The organism is Oceaniserpentilla sp. 4NH20-0058 (genome assembly GCF_040371755.1).
Taxonomy (GTDB): Bacteria; Pseudomonadota; Gammaproteobacteria; order Pseudomonadales; family Oceanobacteraceae; genus Bermanella.
Genome location: NZ_BAABWE010000014.1, coordinates 23,632 through 37,813, shown reverse-complemented (window position 1 = coordinate 37,813; position 14,182 = coordinate 23,632). Strand labels below are relative to the sequence as shown.

16 protein-coding genes are annotated in these 14,182 nt (G+C 41.3%); 8 read left to right on the top strand and 8 right to left on the bottom strand.

Translation table 11 applies throughout. The features are described 5' to 3' along the window. Positions 1–423: 423 nt before the first annotated feature. Entirely contained in the window at positions 424–684 is a 261-nt protein-coding gene (locus ABWV45_RS15105) for a hypothetical protein (protein ID WP_353352557.1), read from the bottom strand. Continuing rightward, a complete protein-coding gene (locus tag ABWV45_RS15100; RefSeq protein ID WP_353352556.1) occupies positions 684–1,961 on the bottom strand; it encodes a hypothetical protein in 1,278 nt (425 codons plus the stop codon). The genes ABWV45_RS15105 and ABWV45_RS15100 overlap by 1 nt, the downstream gene beginning before the upstream one ends. 191 nt (positions 1,962–2,152) lie before the next feature. On the opposite strand from ABWV45_RS15100, the gene ABWV45_RS15095 reads away from it, so the two are divergent. The 6 genes from ABWV45_RS15095 (at position 2,153) to ABWV45_RS15070 (ending at position 5,622) form a co-directional block, all read left to right on the top strand. Then, complete coding sequence (locus ABWV45_RS15095) at positions 2,153–2,515, top strand: antitoxin Xre-like helix-turn-helix domain-containing protein (RefSeq protein WP_353352555.1); 363 nt, start codon at positions 2,153–2,155, stop codon at positions 2,513–2,515. Continuing rightward, entirely contained in the window at positions 2,515–3,255 is a 741-nt protein-coding gene (locus ABWV45_RS15090) for an RES family NAD+ phosphorylase (RefSeq protein ID WP_353352554.1), read from the top strand. The genes ABWV45_RS15095 and ABWV45_RS15090 overlap by 1 nt, the downstream gene beginning before the upstream one ends. 77 nt (positions 3,256–3,332) lie before the next feature. After that, positions 3,333–4,400: a glycosyltransferase family 9 protein gene (locus tag ABWV45_RS15085; RefSeq protein ID WP_353352553.1), complete on the top strand. Its 1,068-nt coding sequence runs from the start codon at positions 3,333–3,335 to the stop codon at positions 4,398–4,400. A 10-nt stretch (positions 4,401–4,410) separates the two neighbouring features. Beyond that, complete coding sequence (locus tag ABWV45_RS15080) at positions 4,411–4,677, top strand: hypothetical protein (protein WP_353352552.1); 267 nt, start codon at positions 4,411–4,413, stop codon at positions 4,675–4,677. Positions 4,678–4,749: 72 nt separating this feature from the next. After that, entirely contained in the window at positions 4,750–4,953 is a 204-nt protein-coding gene (locus tag ABWV45_RS15075; protein WP_353352551.1) for a hypothetical protein, read from the top strand. 144 nt (positions 4,954–5,097) lie between these two features. Continuing rightward, positions 5,098–5,622 carry a hypothetical protein gene (locus ABWV45_RS15070; protein ID WP_353352550.1) on the top strand — a complete coding sequence of 175 codons (525 nt, stop codon included), beginning with the start codon at positions 5,098–5,100 and terminating at the stop codon, positions 5,620–5,622. Positions 5,623–5,771: 149 nt separating this feature from the next. On the opposite strand, the gene ABWV45_RS15065 is transcribed toward ABWV45_RS15070, so the two are convergent. The 4 genes from ABWV45_RS15065 to prlC all read right to left on the bottom strand — a co-directional run bounded on the left by ABWV45_RS15065 (position 5,772) and on the right by prlC (position 10,243). After that, entirely contained in the window at positions 5,772–7,178 is a 1,407-nt protein-coding gene (locus tag ABWV45_RS15065; protein WP_353352549.1) for a lipoprotein N-acyltransferase Lnb domain-containing protein, read from the bottom strand. Beyond that, positions 7,178–7,534 carry a PEGA domain-containing protein gene (locus ABWV45_RS15060; protein ID WP_353352548.1) on the bottom strand — a complete coding sequence of 119 codons (357 nt, stop codon included), beginning with the start codon at positions 7,532–7,534 and terminating at the stop codon, positions 7,178–7,180. Before ABWV45_RS15060 ends, ABWV45_RS15065 begins: the two co-directional genes overlap by 1 nt. Positions 7,535–7,632: 98 nt before the next feature. Further along, a complete protein-coding gene (locus ABWV45_RS15055) occupies positions 7,633–7,905 on the bottom strand; it encodes a YheV family putative zinc ribbon protein (protein WP_353352547.1) in 273 nt (90 codons plus the stop codon). 283 nt (positions 7,906–8,188) lie between these two features. Next, positions 8,189–10,243, bottom strand: a complete 2,055-nt coding sequence (prlC, locus tag ABWV45_RS15050) for an oligopeptidase A (protein ID WP_353352546.1) — start codon at positions 10,241–10,243, stop codon at positions 8,189–8,191. A gap of 109 nt (positions 10,244–10,352) precedes the next feature. Here prlC and ABWV45_RS15045 point away from each other — a divergent pair, with 109 nt between their 5' ends. Both ABWV45_RS15045 and ABWV45_RS15040 read left to right on the top strand, forming a co-directional pair. Continuing rightward, positions 10,353–10,889: a gamma carbonic anhydrase family protein gene (locus ABWV45_RS15045; RefSeq protein WP_353352545.1), complete on the top strand. Its 537-nt coding sequence runs from the start codon at positions 10,353–10,355 to the stop codon at positions 10,887–10,889. A gap of 121 nt (positions 10,890–11,010) precedes the next feature. Then, entirely contained in the window at positions 11,011–11,856 is an 846-nt protein-coding gene (locus ABWV45_RS15040; RefSeq protein ID WP_353352544.1) for a DNA ligase, read from the top strand. A gap of 56 nt (positions 11,857–11,912) precedes the next feature. Here ABWV45_RS15040 and ABWV45_RS15035 read toward each other — a convergent pair whose 3' ends face one another. Together ABWV45_RS15035 and ABWV45_RS15030 are read right to left on the bottom strand one after the other, a co-directional pair. Next, entirely contained in the window at positions 11,913–12,551 is a 639-nt protein-coding gene (locus ABWV45_RS15035; RefSeq protein ID WP_353352543.1) for a hypothetical protein, read from the bottom strand. Between the two features lie 282 nt (positions 12,552–12,833). Next, positions 12,834–14,129: an MATE family efflux transporter gene (locus tag ABWV45_RS15030; RefSeq protein ID WP_353352542.1), complete on the bottom strand. Its 1,296-nt coding sequence runs from the start codon at positions 14,127–14,129 to the stop codon at positions 12,834–12,836. Positions 14,130–14,182 lie beyond the last annotated feature (53 nt).

Here is a 14,182-nt window from a genome sequence, read left to right as displayed (position 1 = left end):
CGGCATAAACGCAGCGTCATCCGACGATTGAAGTGTTGGAGGCGTTCGTTTTTCATTTTTTTAACGTTCCGGGAATTGTGCAGTGTTTCAGATGTATTGGATTCTAGAATCTCTATTCTTAATAGTACTTCAATGTATAGCGTTATTGGGTACTTTGATCTATCATCGAAATTGGTTTCTCGTAGTTGGCGTGGTATTTCTAGTTGCTATTGGAATGATCACTGTTGTTGGACTTGTTGGCCAGATAAGTTTTTTTATGCCTGAAGATTCTGGAATATTGGGGAGAAAAGTATGGCCGATATTAATTGGTTCATTAATTGCTATTATTCTTTATTTGATAGGTTACATTTATTTTTTGGTTAGTGATGATTGATGTGTTGGAAGGTGCTCGTTCTTCACTTTTCCAGTCTATGAGTCGAACATTCAAAAATAACTTTCTTTCTTCAAAATACCAAATATAAGTATCCCAAATATAGATATCAAAAATACCCAAAGAGGTTTCGTTATTGGCGATCCGTATGCTTGAATGCCACTGGATAGAACAAATGATGATTTCTTTTGGTTTTCATCTAATTGGTTATAAAGTTTCTTTGCTTGTTTGACTTTTTTTAGATGCCAGAAAGCCCAATAGCCAAAACCAAGCATACATAGACTTACCTGTAAAAATTCATACAATTCTTGCATCACAACTTCCCACAATCCAACTTATTCTGCCCAACCACAACCCCCACCATTTTGGTTTTCTGATAATCCGTGCCATTAAAGTCTTGTTCGAACACCGCGTGTTGATAGCTGCATAAACCGTCGCTGCGTTCCATGGTGACCACGCCGTTAATACGACGGCCAGTTTGGATACCGGTAATTGGGTGGCGCAGGATGCTCCAATCGTTACCTGTGATGTAGGTGTACTTTAAAGTTTCTTTCCACGCGTATTGATTGGCCCAGCGTTGTGCCGCAGTGAAGGCGTCTTGTTCTAATGCTTGATCGGTTAAGCCTTTTTTAGGTAACTGGTTGTTGGCAGTGCGTTGCTGATCTTCCCGTTTGTGGCGAGCATCCACAGCGGCTTTGGTTTGTTGTGCGTATTGGTTGAAGGCGCTGTCGATTTGGCTTTGCAGGGCCTTGTCTATAGTGAGTTTACGGGCAAAGGTTTTGTCTTGGGCTAAGACATTAAAGTGCGAGTTTTTGCCCCACGGTTGTTTGCCAAGGTTGGCGTTGGTCCACCAAAGAATGCCTGTGTCTTGCTCGATGATAAAGCGCCCCATGTGGCCTAACTCATATACCGGTTTGCCAATGGCGTCGCTCAGTTCCGTTTGATAAAGGTAGGTGTCGCTGGTGCAGTTACGGCAATTTAATCCGTTAAGTACTAGTTTCTGTTGTGGGTAAATCAGTACTTCCATTTCATCGTATTGTTGTGAGCCAATGCCGTGTTTTGCGGCGGCGTAATAAGTGCCGTTACCGCCGGTGACTTTTGTTTGGGCAATGCCTTCCCCTGTCATTAAGCGTTTAGATTCGTTAATGACAAACTGCTTGCCTGCTTCAAGATCAATGGTTGGTGTGCCTTGTTTACTGTACACATTGGCATATACCAGTTTCTCCCAAATCTTTTTACCCAGCTGCCCATCGGCCATAACTGAGATAAAGGTATTGCTGTCATAGGCTATGACGTAAATCCCCGATGAATTAAAAAATACAGGGCGCCCCAGCTCTTTGGTTTCGGTTTCAAGTAAGCGATACCCTGCTACTGGGCACTTGGGGCAACTGGCGGCGACGAGTACGGTTTGGCCGTTATGTTGGCCATACTCTATTTGCAGCTTTTGGGTTTGTCCTGCGGCACTGCGTTCAGGTTGCGCCAGTTGATAAATCCCGTTTACTTGTTCTGGGGTGAGCTCAAATGCGCCGACGCTATGTGTTGATATTAAAATGGTGAAACTGATTAACATGTTGGTGAGTCGGTTTTGCATTTCATGTCCTTTGCGAGATTCGAAGTAATGGACGTAACCATATCTGCCTATAGTATGTGCGGCAACCGCTAGGTTTATGTTGTTGAATGTGTTTTTAGTGTGTTGTAACCCGTATAGCGGGTCTTGTATTGCTATTTGTAATTTTATTGCTATATTATTGTATATAGCAATTATTTTGGGCGGATTAAACGATGCAAGCCAGAGTTAATCACGATCAAGAGCACATATTGGCAAAAGCACTTATTCGCGCCAGTGAAGCCCTTGGGTTACAAAAGAAAGAGCTGGCTGAGGTGGTGGGGGTGAACCCATCTCAAATTAGTCGTTTGCAAGAGACGGGCATTAAAACGGCTTCAAAAGAGTGGGAAATTGCCACTTATGTTATTCGTATCGCAAGGGGCCTACATGCCCTTAATAATGGTGATAGCAAGAATACTCAACACTTCATGAGTACTTATAACCAGATTCTCCAAGCGACCCCTAAAACCGAGATTAAGCGTTTAGACGGTTTATTGCGTATTTTAAATTTTGTAGATGCCTTTCGAGGCAAGGTGTAATGCCCTTAGAGCAATTAGTATCAGACAATATCAGTACCATTAAGGGCGAGGTGTTTAGACTAGTTGAAAACCAAGAGCAAATAGCCACACGAAGCTATGTTGATACATTAGAAGAGCAAGATATTCTTGAGCAAATTTTAGAGCAGAGCAAGCCCCGTTATCATGTGGATACGCCAGAAGGCATGCATTATTTGCTTAAAAGCCCCTTCCGGTACCCTCCGCTTCATTATGGTTCTCGTTTTGGCCGAACGGTTGAGTTTGGTATTTTTTATGGGGCATTAACTGCAAAAACAGTATTAGCCGAGGTAGCTTTTTACCGTTGTGTATATTGGCACTCACCTGAAGAGCCTTTCCCTAATCCGTTGATATCTCAGCATACTTTGTTTTCAGCTTTGTTTGAGTCACAACAAGGCATTGATTTACGTAAGGCTGCATTCAACGAGTATCACCGTGATTTACAATCCCCAACTGAATACAGAAGCTCACAGCAGTTAGGTTCAGTTATGCGTGATTATGCTCATATGTTTCTTTATGCATCGGCCCGTGATCCTGATCAAGGGGGTTGCGTGGGCATTTTTACACCTAAAGTGTTTATAAATACTAAGCCTAATATTCATGGGACGTATCATTGCGAAACCGATGGCAAGATAGTCTCGTTTAGGGAGGCAGGTTCGTTTGATCGCCTGCAATTTCGAGTTGAACAGTTTTTCGTAAATGGTAAGTTACCGCAGCCAGCATAAGTTAAGTGGCAGGGCTGGGCACAACATGCCATCGAGTATGATTTATAGTGGCCCTTGGTTATACTGCGCTGCGAATAATGATAGATACGGCCAACATGCTTCCACCCAAACATATAGCGTTTTTTCGATTGTCTGCCCTTGGGGATGTGGTACTTGCCATTCCTATGATTCGCGCACTACAAAATCAATGGCCTGATTGTAAAATCACGTGGATCACCAGTTCGGCGGCTTATCCACTATTAGAAGGGCTTGAAGGGGTTGAGTTTTTGGTCATACAAAAGCCCAAAACCTTTAAAGATTATTTAGGTTTGCGCAAATTATTCAAGCAGTATGAATTTGATGTGCTCATTGCGGCGCAAGCCAGTTTTCGCACCAACCTGCTTTACCCGTTTATCAAGGCCAAGCGCAAAATAGGCTTTGATAATGGCCGCGCTCGCGACTTACATGCGTGGTTTGTAAAAGAGCAAATTCCAGCAGCCGATGAACACCTTGCGGAAGGTTTCATGGGGTTTGCTAAGTACCTTGGTGTGCAAAGTGATGAGCTAACGTGGTCCCTGTATACCAGTGAAGAAGATCAAATATGGGCGGCTGCCCAGCGACAAACCCCTAAACAAGAGGGTGGTAAGTACATCGCCATTAACGCCGCCGCCAGTAAAGCTGAACGTACTTGGAAGGCTGAACATTATGCCGAGCTAATCAACCAAGCGGTGGAAAAATACCACTGCCAAGTGGTGCTTACAGGTGGACCTGCAGATAACGAAATTCAATTAGCCAAAACCATACAGAGCTTGGCTAAACACCCTGTAGACAATTTAGTTGGGCAAACCAAACACAAGCAAATTGCCGCATTACTAGGTGAGGTAGATTGCTTAATCGCCCCAGATACCGGCCCCGCCCACATTGCCGTGGCCATGCACACCCCTGTGATTGGCTTGTATGCTGTGGCACGTTCTGAGTTGTCTGGCCCCTATCAAGCCCCAAACTATACAGTAGATGCTTATCCACTGGCGGTGGAGAAATATTTAGGCAAGCCCGCAGCTGAAGCCGGATGGCATGAACGTGTGCATCATAAAGATGCTATGGATTTGATTACCGTAGAAGATGTGATGGCACAGTTGGGTCGAGTGCTAATGCGCAATAATTAAGGAGTTTTAAATGAATAAATGGATATTAATTAGCCCAATGCTGTTTGGCCTCATCGCTTGTGGATCAGGGTCGGACTCAGAAACGCGTTTTGAAGAGCAGTTATTAGGTCAGTGGGAGCAACCTTGCACACCTCAACAGGGGAATTCAGCGTCGAAAATGACCATGGAGCTTTCAATTTCTAAAGCGATCATTTCCCAAATTAATTATAGTGATTCATCTTGCGAATTCCCTGATATTGAGTCATCGCTACATGGTAGTTATACAGTAGAGCCTTAATCTGACAAGGCATTCTATTATATTGATTTCCATGGGGAAGAAACTTATTTAGGTTTTTTTGATGAGTTTCTTGTGACAGTATTAAACTTAAGCCAAGTGTGTGGTTACGATGATTGGGCTTTAGGTTTAAAGAAAGATGTAACCCATTGTTCAGGTGAATTGTCTTATAATTTAGATGAAGATTTATTGATGCCAGTGATTATTGAAGAGGGTCGGCTATATCTTACTGATGGGTCCTCCAATCCCAGTAACACTTACTTTGAAAGGGTTGAGTAGTACCTAGTCAAAAGGGCGATCCATTCGCCCTTTTATTATGTCTTTTACTTTGTCACATAGGTTACACACAACGTTACACAAATGTCACATACGTTACACCTCCAATAGTCCATATTTGAACTGTGTCTCATTGGAGGGTTCAATATGAAAACAATAACTAGCACCTTGGCGATATTAGTATTTTTCCTAAGCTCAACTATTTCACATGCTGATAACGGTAAGTTATTAAAAGGCGCATGGTCAGAACAGGCATGTCATTCATTGAATGGTGAAGTTGAGCTATCAGCTCAGACCAGTTTTAAATTTGAATCGAATCAGGTCTTAGTGGTTAACCGCTATTTTGAAAACAGCAATTGTAGTGGTGAAGCAACGTATGTTGTGGATTATGAAGGTACTCTTCAAATCGGTGAGAATAACGTTTTGCCAACAGGTGAATCCGTTACTCAATATACGATAACCATTAATACAGAATTGCCTAAAGTGAATACGGGTAATCCGGTTGTGATTCTTTCTAGTATTGATAACTGCGATACTCGCCAGTGGTCATTTGGTGATACCAACGATGTATTTAGTTGCGTATTTGCCGAGACTCAAATGAATATTATTAAAGAAATGGCTTTGGTTAACGGCACTACATTATACAAGGGTTTAATTGTTACCAAAGCGTAAATTCAGATTGGCCACTAGTTAGACACTAATGCTTAGTACCAGAAGGCGGCATGGCATCAAATATCTTGATGGCTTGTTCGCCTTCGTCACGTACGGCTTTGCCTTCTGAGTTTAATTATTTGAACGCGCGCAGTGTGCAGAGAGGATTATTAAAAATAATAATGTAGGTTCAGTTTTTGATGAGAATAATCCGTTTCAAATGACACAGAGAAGCTGGATGTTGGATAAAAATCAACTTTGTTAACAACATTGCTAGTTTTGAAGTTGCTTGAATAATTGAAAGTGAAATCAAATTTTTCAAAGCTTGCATGGAATCTACTATAGCTACTCCATTTTAATTCGCTAGAATATCCAAGCATTGAACTAAAACCGTATTGGCGAAATACCTCTCCTATGCCTACATAAATCTGTGAATTGTTGCTATACCCTAGATTAAACATGAAGCTTGGGGCTTGACGACTAATAGAATCAATAACGGTCTTACTCATTAACGTAAATGAATTTTCTTTGTTCTTAAGGTTTGTGTGTATTTGAAACGCTTTTGTTTCACTAAAAAAATTCAGATAACCATGTTTTGGTCTAGGGCTCTGATAAAGTGTTAATTTCAAGTCGGATTCTGATGAGAAATCAATGGTTGATAATTTGTCATAAATAACTTCATCTAATTCGTTTTTTGAGTTTTTTAGACTTCCATCCGACGTATTGGCAATAAATGTATCTATATACTTTATTGTCCGATTATCAATCAGTGCACTTAGCTGTTTTGAGGGGGGGCTGAAAGAGGCAATTGGCTTAGGAGCTCCTATTTTACTATTAATAAAGCTTAATGATTCTGAAGAGCAGTTTTTAGTAAAAAAATTATATTCAGTGGTTTTTTTTGTAGCAAATAATAGGTCTTTGTAAGAATCAGTTATATCAATAGCTGTATTCACCTTGAATCGATGAATGTCTCGAGACTCACTCATCACAGTTTCGTAGTAGGCATCAAAAAAGTAAGACTGAGAATACTTTCCATCCACACTATTAAATGCAGCGTCGAGATAATTAGATAAACTTGCTGTTTGGGTCTCGGGAGAATAAAAATTGTAGGCTGAGAAAGTGAAAATAGGATCAAACATAAATGCATTGTTTTTCATAAACGCTAGGCGAATATGGCCTAGGCTAGATTCTATGTTTTTTCCCCATTCACTGCTGAATAGTACATATAAGTCGTATTTTTCAATGTCTATTTCATAAGTAGTATTATTTTTTGCGGGTATATTAATTTCACACGTATCGTTTATGTATCTGGTTAAAGCGTCAATAAAGGTTCTAGGAGTTTTATAGTTAGATGAGATTTTGGCGATTTTATTTGGAGTAATGCAGTTTATTGAATTGGTTTCTTGCGATATTTTATTTGAAAGAGATTGTTGTAATTCAATATCTTTATTGATCTGTTTATGAAAAAGATAGATAAATTTAACTGTTTCTCTAGGTGGAGTGTAGTCAGCAAAGGAAGGTAAAGAAGAAAAGATAAAAGCAAAGCCCAGAAGGGCTTTGCTGGAATAACGCATCATTAATTTCTAGGTTGTAGGTCAAAAAAGAAATTATTTTCGTCGTATTTGAAAACTGCACCAGTAAGTGCGTCAGTTGTACTTAAATCCCAGAAGATATTAATAAGAGCAACAGGGTCGAAAGATTTTCCAACTGTACGATTGATTGATACATAACCTTCTTTTTCAACACGAAGACTGCTGTATTTGTTTTTTGCAGCACTAAATGTAAATGGTGTAGTGCCCATTATTTTACCGTCTAAGTAAACTTTTGCACCTTGTGGGTTTGAATCAAAAGTGATGTCTTGAGATGTACCACTAATAATACTCGCACAACCAGATAGGCCGATAGCAAGGAACAATATTGCTAAAATTTTCATATTTTTTAAATCCATTTTTACGTTTTATAGGGCGGCGAACTATATCAAATGCATAACTGTGCTTCAAGTGATTGAAAAATAAACACTTTTGGGGTGCGTTAATGCTTAGTACCAGAAGGCGGCATGGCATCAAATATCTTGATGGCTTGTTCGCCTTCGTCACGTACGGCTTTGCCTTCAGGGGTGACGCGGGTTTGTAGCTCAGCGGCTGTGGCCATTTCTTCTTCGCTTTTCATCACATCACGATAATCACAGGCTACACATTCACGTACATCACGGCCTGCTTCATTTTGGTATTTTACCAGTTTGTCCATTTCTGAGCATTTTGGGCAGACGGCCCCGGCTATGAAGCGTTTTTGAGCTTTAAACATAAATACACCTAGCTTCCTGAGCTTGCTAATACTGCGTTAAAAAGTTTCCACGATCTCCTCATTTATGAATTATAAACTCCGGGCTCGCGGAAACTTTTTGCCTTGTCTTAGCTACGTCAGATAGCTATTTAAAGACGATTGGCTGAATTTTACCATAAATTATAAGTGTGGGAGGGCGCTTGCGCGCGACGGAAGCAATGATTATTTCGTCGCGCGCAATACCCAAATGACTTCTACATACGCGGGGTACACTGGCGCCCTCCCACAGAGAGTTCCAATAGCTTTAAGCCGCTTTAATCCCACAGTGCCTTAATAATGGCTCCACGCTTGGCTCTCGGCCACGGAAGTTTTTAAATAGTACGGCTGCATCGTCTTCACCACCACGGCTTAGAATCTCGTTAAAAAAGGCTTGGCCTGTGGCTGGGTTAAATACCCCTTCTTCTTCAAAGCGGCTGTAAGCGTCGGCACTTAATACTTCGGCCCATTTGTAGCTGTAATACCCTGCGGCGTAACCTCCGGCAAAGATGTGGCTAAAGCTGTGTTGGAAGCGATTAAACTCGGGGGCTTTAATCACGGCCACTTGCTGGCGTATTTCATTGATCACATCTTGGATAGGTTGTGGATTTTGCGGGTTGTAGTTCAAATGCATTTTGAAATCGAACAGGGAGAATTCTAGCTGGCGCATCATCATCATGGCACTTTGAAAGTGCTTAGCGGCGAGCATTTTATCAAGCAATGCTTTTGGTAATGGCTCACCAGTTTCTACATGGCCAGTTATAAAAGCTAAGGCTTCTGGTTCCCAGCACCAGTTTTCTAGGAATTGACTTGGTAGCTCCACGGCATCCCAAGCTACGCCATTGATGCCACTAACCGCTGCGGTGTTTACCTTGGTGAGCATGTGGTGAATGCCATGGCCAAATTCATGGAATAAGGTGGTGAGCTCGTTATGGGTTAATAAGGCAGGTTGATCGCCAACAGGCGCGGTGAAATTACACACCAGATATGCCACTGGAATTTGTTGCTCACCATTGGCTAGCGTACGGCGGTCACGACAACCGTCCATCCAAGCTCCACCGCGTTTTTTCGCGCGGGCGTATAAATCAAAGTAGAACTGGGCCACTAAGCGGCCATCTTTATGGATGTTGAATAGTTTTACGTCTGGGTGGTATAAGTCACCATTTTCCACTGTGGCCGTGGTGACTTCTTCAATGGACACATTAAATAAGCGGCTGGCCACTTCAAATAAGCCTGATAGTACTTTGGGTGCTGGCAGATATGGGCGGATTTCTTCTTGGCTGACGCTATAACGAGCCTGTTTAAGCTTTTCGCCATAGTAGGTGACATCCCAAGGGTTTAGCTCGTCTGTGCCGCTTTGTTCTTTGGCGAAGGCTTTTAGCTCGGCAAATTCTTGCTCAGCTTGGGTTTTTGATTGTTTGGCTAAGTCTTCTAGGAATTGAATGACTTGCTGTGGGGATTCAGCCATCTTGCTCGCTAATGAATAGTGGGCGTAGCTTTCAAAACCCAACAAGCTGGCCAATTCGTGGCGTAGTTTAAGGATTTCATCCATATTGGTTGAGTTATCAAACTCACCTGCATGGGGGCCTTGGTCGGATGCGCGTGTAGCAAAGGCGGTGTACATTTCTTCACGTAATTCGGCGTTGTCGCAGTAGGTTAATACGGGTAGGTAGCATGGAAAATCTAACGTAAGTAAATAACCCGTTTGCTCACTGGCTTTAGCGTTTTGTTCAAAACCCGCTAAGGCGCTATCGGGCACTCCAGATAATAGGGTTTTATCGGTAATGAGTTTTTGCCATTTGTTGGTGGCGTCTAATACGTTTTCCCCGAATTTGCTGGAAAGCTCACTTAGGCGTGATTTAATTTCACCGTAGCGTTTCTTTTTATCTTCGGCCAGATCCACACCAGCTAAATGAAAGTCGCGTAATGCGTTATTAATCGACTTTTGTTGGGCTTGATCTAATTGGCTAAATTCAGCGCTGTCTTTTATGGCTTGATAGGCCAATTGTAAGTTTTTGTTTTGTCCAATCTCGGTTGAATAGGCCGAGAGTTTTGGTAAGCAGGCGTTATAGGCATCACGCAAAGCATCGTTGTTCATGACGCTGTTTAAATGGCCCACAGGACTCCATGCTTTATTTAAAGTGTCGTAGAGCTCTTCAAGCGGTTCAGCCAAATTCTGCCAGTTGGGATTAGTTTGCTGGCTTAAGTTTTTAATGGCTTCAAGGCTGCTGTCAATGTGGTGAGTGATAATGGCTTCTACTTGGTCTACGGCCACTTCGTTGAAGTTAGGTAACGCTTGGGGGTTGCTCAGAGTTTCTGTCATGATGCTTCTTTGTTTCTTTTAACAATTAAAGTCAGTATAGATGACTAGGTTGGGCTTTTGATAGGGTTTTCAAGGGCATAAAAACAGATGACAGCTATAGGGTGGGACAATGGGTGCGCTGAGAAGCTTTAAAGGTATGACGCCAAAACTGGGTTTGCAGGTGTTTGTTGATGATAGTGCAGTGGTCATAGGTGATGTGGAATTGGGCGACGACGTTTCAGTGTGGCCCAATACTGTGATTCGTGGGGATATGCATAGGATTAAAATTGGTGATCGATGCAGCATTCAAGATGGTTCAATTTTACACATCACCCATGCCAGTGATTATAACCCAGGGGGTTATCCCCTCACCCTTGGCAATGATGTCACTGTGGGGCATATGGCTATGTTACATGGTTGCACCATAGGCAGTGAAGTGTTGATCGGTATGCAAGCCATGGTGATGGATGGCGCGGTAGTGGAAGATAAAGTGGTCATAGGTGCTGGTAGTTTGGTGCCACCAGGAAAGCTGCTTAAAAGTGGATACCTATATGTAGGCCGTCCCGCTAAAGCGATACGTGAATTAAATGACAAGGAGTTGAGCTACTTTAAATATACGGCGGCCAATTATGTGAAATTAAAGAATGATTATTTGGATAGTGTTTAAATAATCGACATTACTTGCAAAATGTTACAAAAAAGTCCAATTATCCATACCATCCTCTTATGTGATTTTTGGCTGAATTTGCTACAGTGTGCGCTCATTTCATATGTGTTCAGGATGAACCATGCAGCAAGCACTGATAATACTTGGCTTAGTTTTATGTTTACTGATCCCCAGTTTACTTCTCGCTAAAGATTCAATCACCCCTCTAATTTTGGCTAAAACATTTAAAAGCAGTATGCAGCATGAAGCGTATTGGGTGAGTGAAAAGCTCGACGGTATTCGCTGTTACTGGAGCGGCGAGCAGTTGTACACTCGCAATGGTAATCCGATTCACGCCCCTACTTGGTTTATCAAACAATTACCGCAAACCCCATTAGATGGTGAGTTGTGGGCAGGTCGTGGTGAATATCAGACGGTTGCCCAAACCGTTTTAGATAAAACCCCCAATGATAAGCAGTGGCGTGAAATCCAATTTCAAGTATTTGATCTTCCCCATAACAAAGCACCGTTTGAACAACGTCAAAAGACTTTAAAGAGCATATTAGAAGACAGCCTTAGGCCTAATGTTGTCTGGGTCGAACAAACTCAACTACGCAGCTTGGCAGCGATTAACAAGGCCCTTGAAAGTGTGGTTAAAAATGGCGGCGAAGGCTTAATGCTTCGCCCTGTTCGCAGCTTGTATGAAGCGGGTCGAAGTAATAACTTACTTAAACTAAAACCTCGATACGATAGTGAAGCTCGGGTTATAGCGTATCAAGCTGGTCGAGGTAAATTTGAAAATATGATGGGTGCCATTTGGGTCGAATTATCGAATGGAAAAATGTTTAAAATTGGTAGTGGTTTCAGTGAGTTAGAGCGTAAAGAGCCACCGCCAATTGGCAGCCGAGTGACATTCTCTCACCAAGGCTTTACCGAAAAAGGCTTACCAAGGTTTGCAACTTATGAGCGGATAAAGGTAGATGAGTGATAATAAAAAAAGTGGCAAAAGCCACTTTTTTTATATCCTTAAAAGAATCAAACAATTTATGTTAAAGCCCAATCAATACCCGCGGCTTTGCCTAAGCAAGGCCACTCTTGCCAGATAGGAGTTGTATTTCCCTGCTCTTCTTTCATAAAACTTTTAAAGTCAGAGCTTTCATAGCTGGTTTCGTTAGGCATCATTTTGTTTACTGTGTGTAATACTTTGCTATCCAGCTCGTTGGCGAGAGTCTCCCCTACAAGTTGATGAGCAACCACATTTGCTAATGTCATGTCCCAAGGAATTAACGGCATTCCAACGCGGCTAATATAGCGATCGTTTAATTCTTCAAATAAACGATGGGCCAAATATGCCTCATCCATCATGGCCATTAAACCAATATGATGGTTGGGTAAGTTAGGCGGTGAAATAAAATACTCTTCTGCGATACGCAAAAAAGGAAAAACATGATTTTCAATGCCCGCTTTTTGTGCTGCTTGTTTTAGTGCATCTAAGAAGTCAGGAACGTGATGGATATACTCCATGGCAAAATGCTTGAGGGATTCCAATTCATTGTCTTTTTCTATTTTCAAACGCTCAGGAAGTGTTTGAATATGAAACTTTAAATGGCGCTCTAAGCAGTGTGTCCGTTCTTCATGATAAAAGGCGTTGCTAATAATGGAGCGTAATGAACTAACTCGCATTTGTGTCTCCTTGCAAACTTGTGGCTAATATGGCGGCCTAATTTGCTAGTTCAGTTTCATTTTTATTATCGTTTTATTGTTATTATTTTTTTCGATTCGCGCAGTTAAATTACGAGAATTTCGCAGTAATCACAATGAAAATGTAGGTGGTTTTTAGAAGATAAATCCATAAGAAAAGAGCCTTAATTCGTTTTTATTGTTAGCACTATATTGATGAATTTAAGATTAGTTCACTAACAAATAAATGCCAGAAAATAGACCAATAAAAATATCATTTGTGGCTTAGTGTTCAATTTTGTGCAAAACACTTTTAAGCGTCAATAGTTGCCAACCTGCCCTGCCCAATAAAAAGGCAAAGAATGCAAACCAAAGGCCATGATATTGCCAATCAGAAAATAAAAATTGAATGGGTAAAAATAAAATAAAAACAGAAAACAAAACACTATTACGCATATGCTTTGCTTGGGCTAAGCCCACATAAATGCCATCTAGCCAATAACTGGCAAACCCGGCTATGGGAAGAAAAATTAACCAGTAATTTAAAATATTAACAATTGCTAATACAGCTTCTTGAGATGTAAGCAAGCGTAAAATATGATCGCTGGCTATCCATAAAACGAAACAAAATATAATTGCAAAAATAAACGACCAAATACCACTAACGTATATAACGTGTTTAATTTTTTTAAATTTACGTTTACTTAATGCTTGACCGACCAATGATTCGGATGCAATGGCAAAGCCATCTAATGCATTACTGATAAACATTAATAGGTTAATTAAAATGGCATTGGCACTTAATAATGCCGCACTGTGTTGTGCGCCTTTGCTCATAAAAAATGCAAAAGTAAATAACAGAAAAAAAGTTCGCACAAAAAGATGACCATTTAATTGCAAAAAAGATTTAAAAAATACTTTTGCAAAATTAAATGATTCTAAACTAAAAAGCGCAGGTCGAATAAACGCAAGCGCAAGTAAAAGTTGTACGCTTTCAGCCGCATTGGTTGCATAAGCAACGCCATCACTATTTAAGTGATACCAATACACTAAAATATAATTGAGTAGACCATTTAAAATATTACTGCTGATTAAAATAATTAAAGTGTCACGTGTGCGACCCATGCCAATTAAATACCCAAGAGCGGCGTAATTGAGCAATGAAATAGGGGCAAAATAAAACCGAATACTGAGGTAGCGTTCGCTTAGTGGAACAATCCCTTCAACTGGACTTACTAGGCTTAACATAAGCTGGATAAGTGGCTGTGAAATAGCCATGACACATATACCAATACCTAGTGCTAAAAGACCGGCCGATTGCAGCACGCCTTGGCGTTTAATGGGGTGATCATAGTGCTTGGCCACCATAGCCGTGGTACCCATGCGTAAAAAGGCAAAACTCCAAAATACAAAGGTCACTAGACTTGAGCCCATGGCCACTGCTGCTAGGTAGCGGCTGTCGTCTAGGTGGCCCAAAATGGCGGTATCCACCAAACCTAATAGCGGTACGGACACATTAGACAGCATCACAGGAATGGCCAAATACCATAGCTGTTTATGAGTACGGATTTGAGAATTCAATGGGGGCCTTATGAGTTTGGGTTAAATACTAAGAATCACTACATTTATGCGGT

Coding starts and splice junctions, on each gene's coding strand:
- ABWV45_RS15105 (WP_353352557.1), bottom strand. CDS start 684: ATGCAAGAATTGTATGAATTTTTACAGGTAAGTCTATGTATGCTTGGT.
- ABWV45_RS15100 (WP_353352556.1), bottom strand. CDS start 1,961: ATGCAAAACCGACTCACCAACATGTTAATCAGTTTCACCATTTTAATA.
- ABWV45_RS15095 (WP_353352555.1), top strand. CDS start 2,153: ATGCAAGCCAGAGTTAATCACGATCAAGAGCACATATTGGCAAAAGCA.
- ABWV45_RS15090 (WP_353352554.1), top strand. CDS start 2,515: ATGCCCTTAGAGCAATTAGTATCAGACAATATCAGTACCATTAAGGGC.
- ABWV45_RS15085 (WP_353352553.1), top strand. CDS start 3,333: ATGATAGATACGGCCAACATGCTTCCACCCAAACATATAGCGTTTTTT.
- ABWV45_RS15080 (WP_353352552.1), top strand. CDS start 4,411: ATGAATAAATGGATATTAATTAGCCCAATGCTGTTTGGCCTCATCGCT.
- ABWV45_RS15070 (WP_353352550.1), top strand. CDS start 5,098: ATGAAAACAATAACTAGCACCTTGGCGATATTAGTATTTTTCCTAAGC.
- ABWV45_RS15065 (WP_353352549.1), bottom strand. CDS start 7,178: ATGATGCGTTATTCCAGCAAAGCCCTTCTGGGCTTTGCTTTTATCTTT.
- ABWV45_RS15060 (WP_353352548.1), bottom strand. CDS start 7,534: ATGAAAATTTTAGCAATATTGTTCCTTGCTATCGGCCTATCTGGTTGT.
- ABWV45_RS15055 (WP_353352547.1), bottom strand. CDS start 7,905: ATGTTTAAAGCTCAAAAACGCTTCATAGCCGGGGCCGTCTGCCCAAAA.
- prlC (WP_353352546.1), bottom strand. CDS start 10,243: ATGACAGAAACTCTGAGCAACCCCCAAGCGTTACCTAACTTCAACGAA.
- ABWV45_RS15045 (WP_353352545.1), top strand. CDS start 10,353: ATGGGTGCGCTGAGAAGCTTTAAAGGTATGACGCCAAAACTGGGTTTG.
- ABWV45_RS15040 (WP_353352544.1), top strand. CDS start 11,011: ATGCAGCAAGCACTGATAATACTTGGCTTAGTTTTATGTTTACTGATC.
- ABWV45_RS15035 (WP_353352543.1), bottom strand. CDS start 12,551: ATGCGAGTTAGTTCATTACGCTCCATTATTAGCAACGCCTTTTATCAT.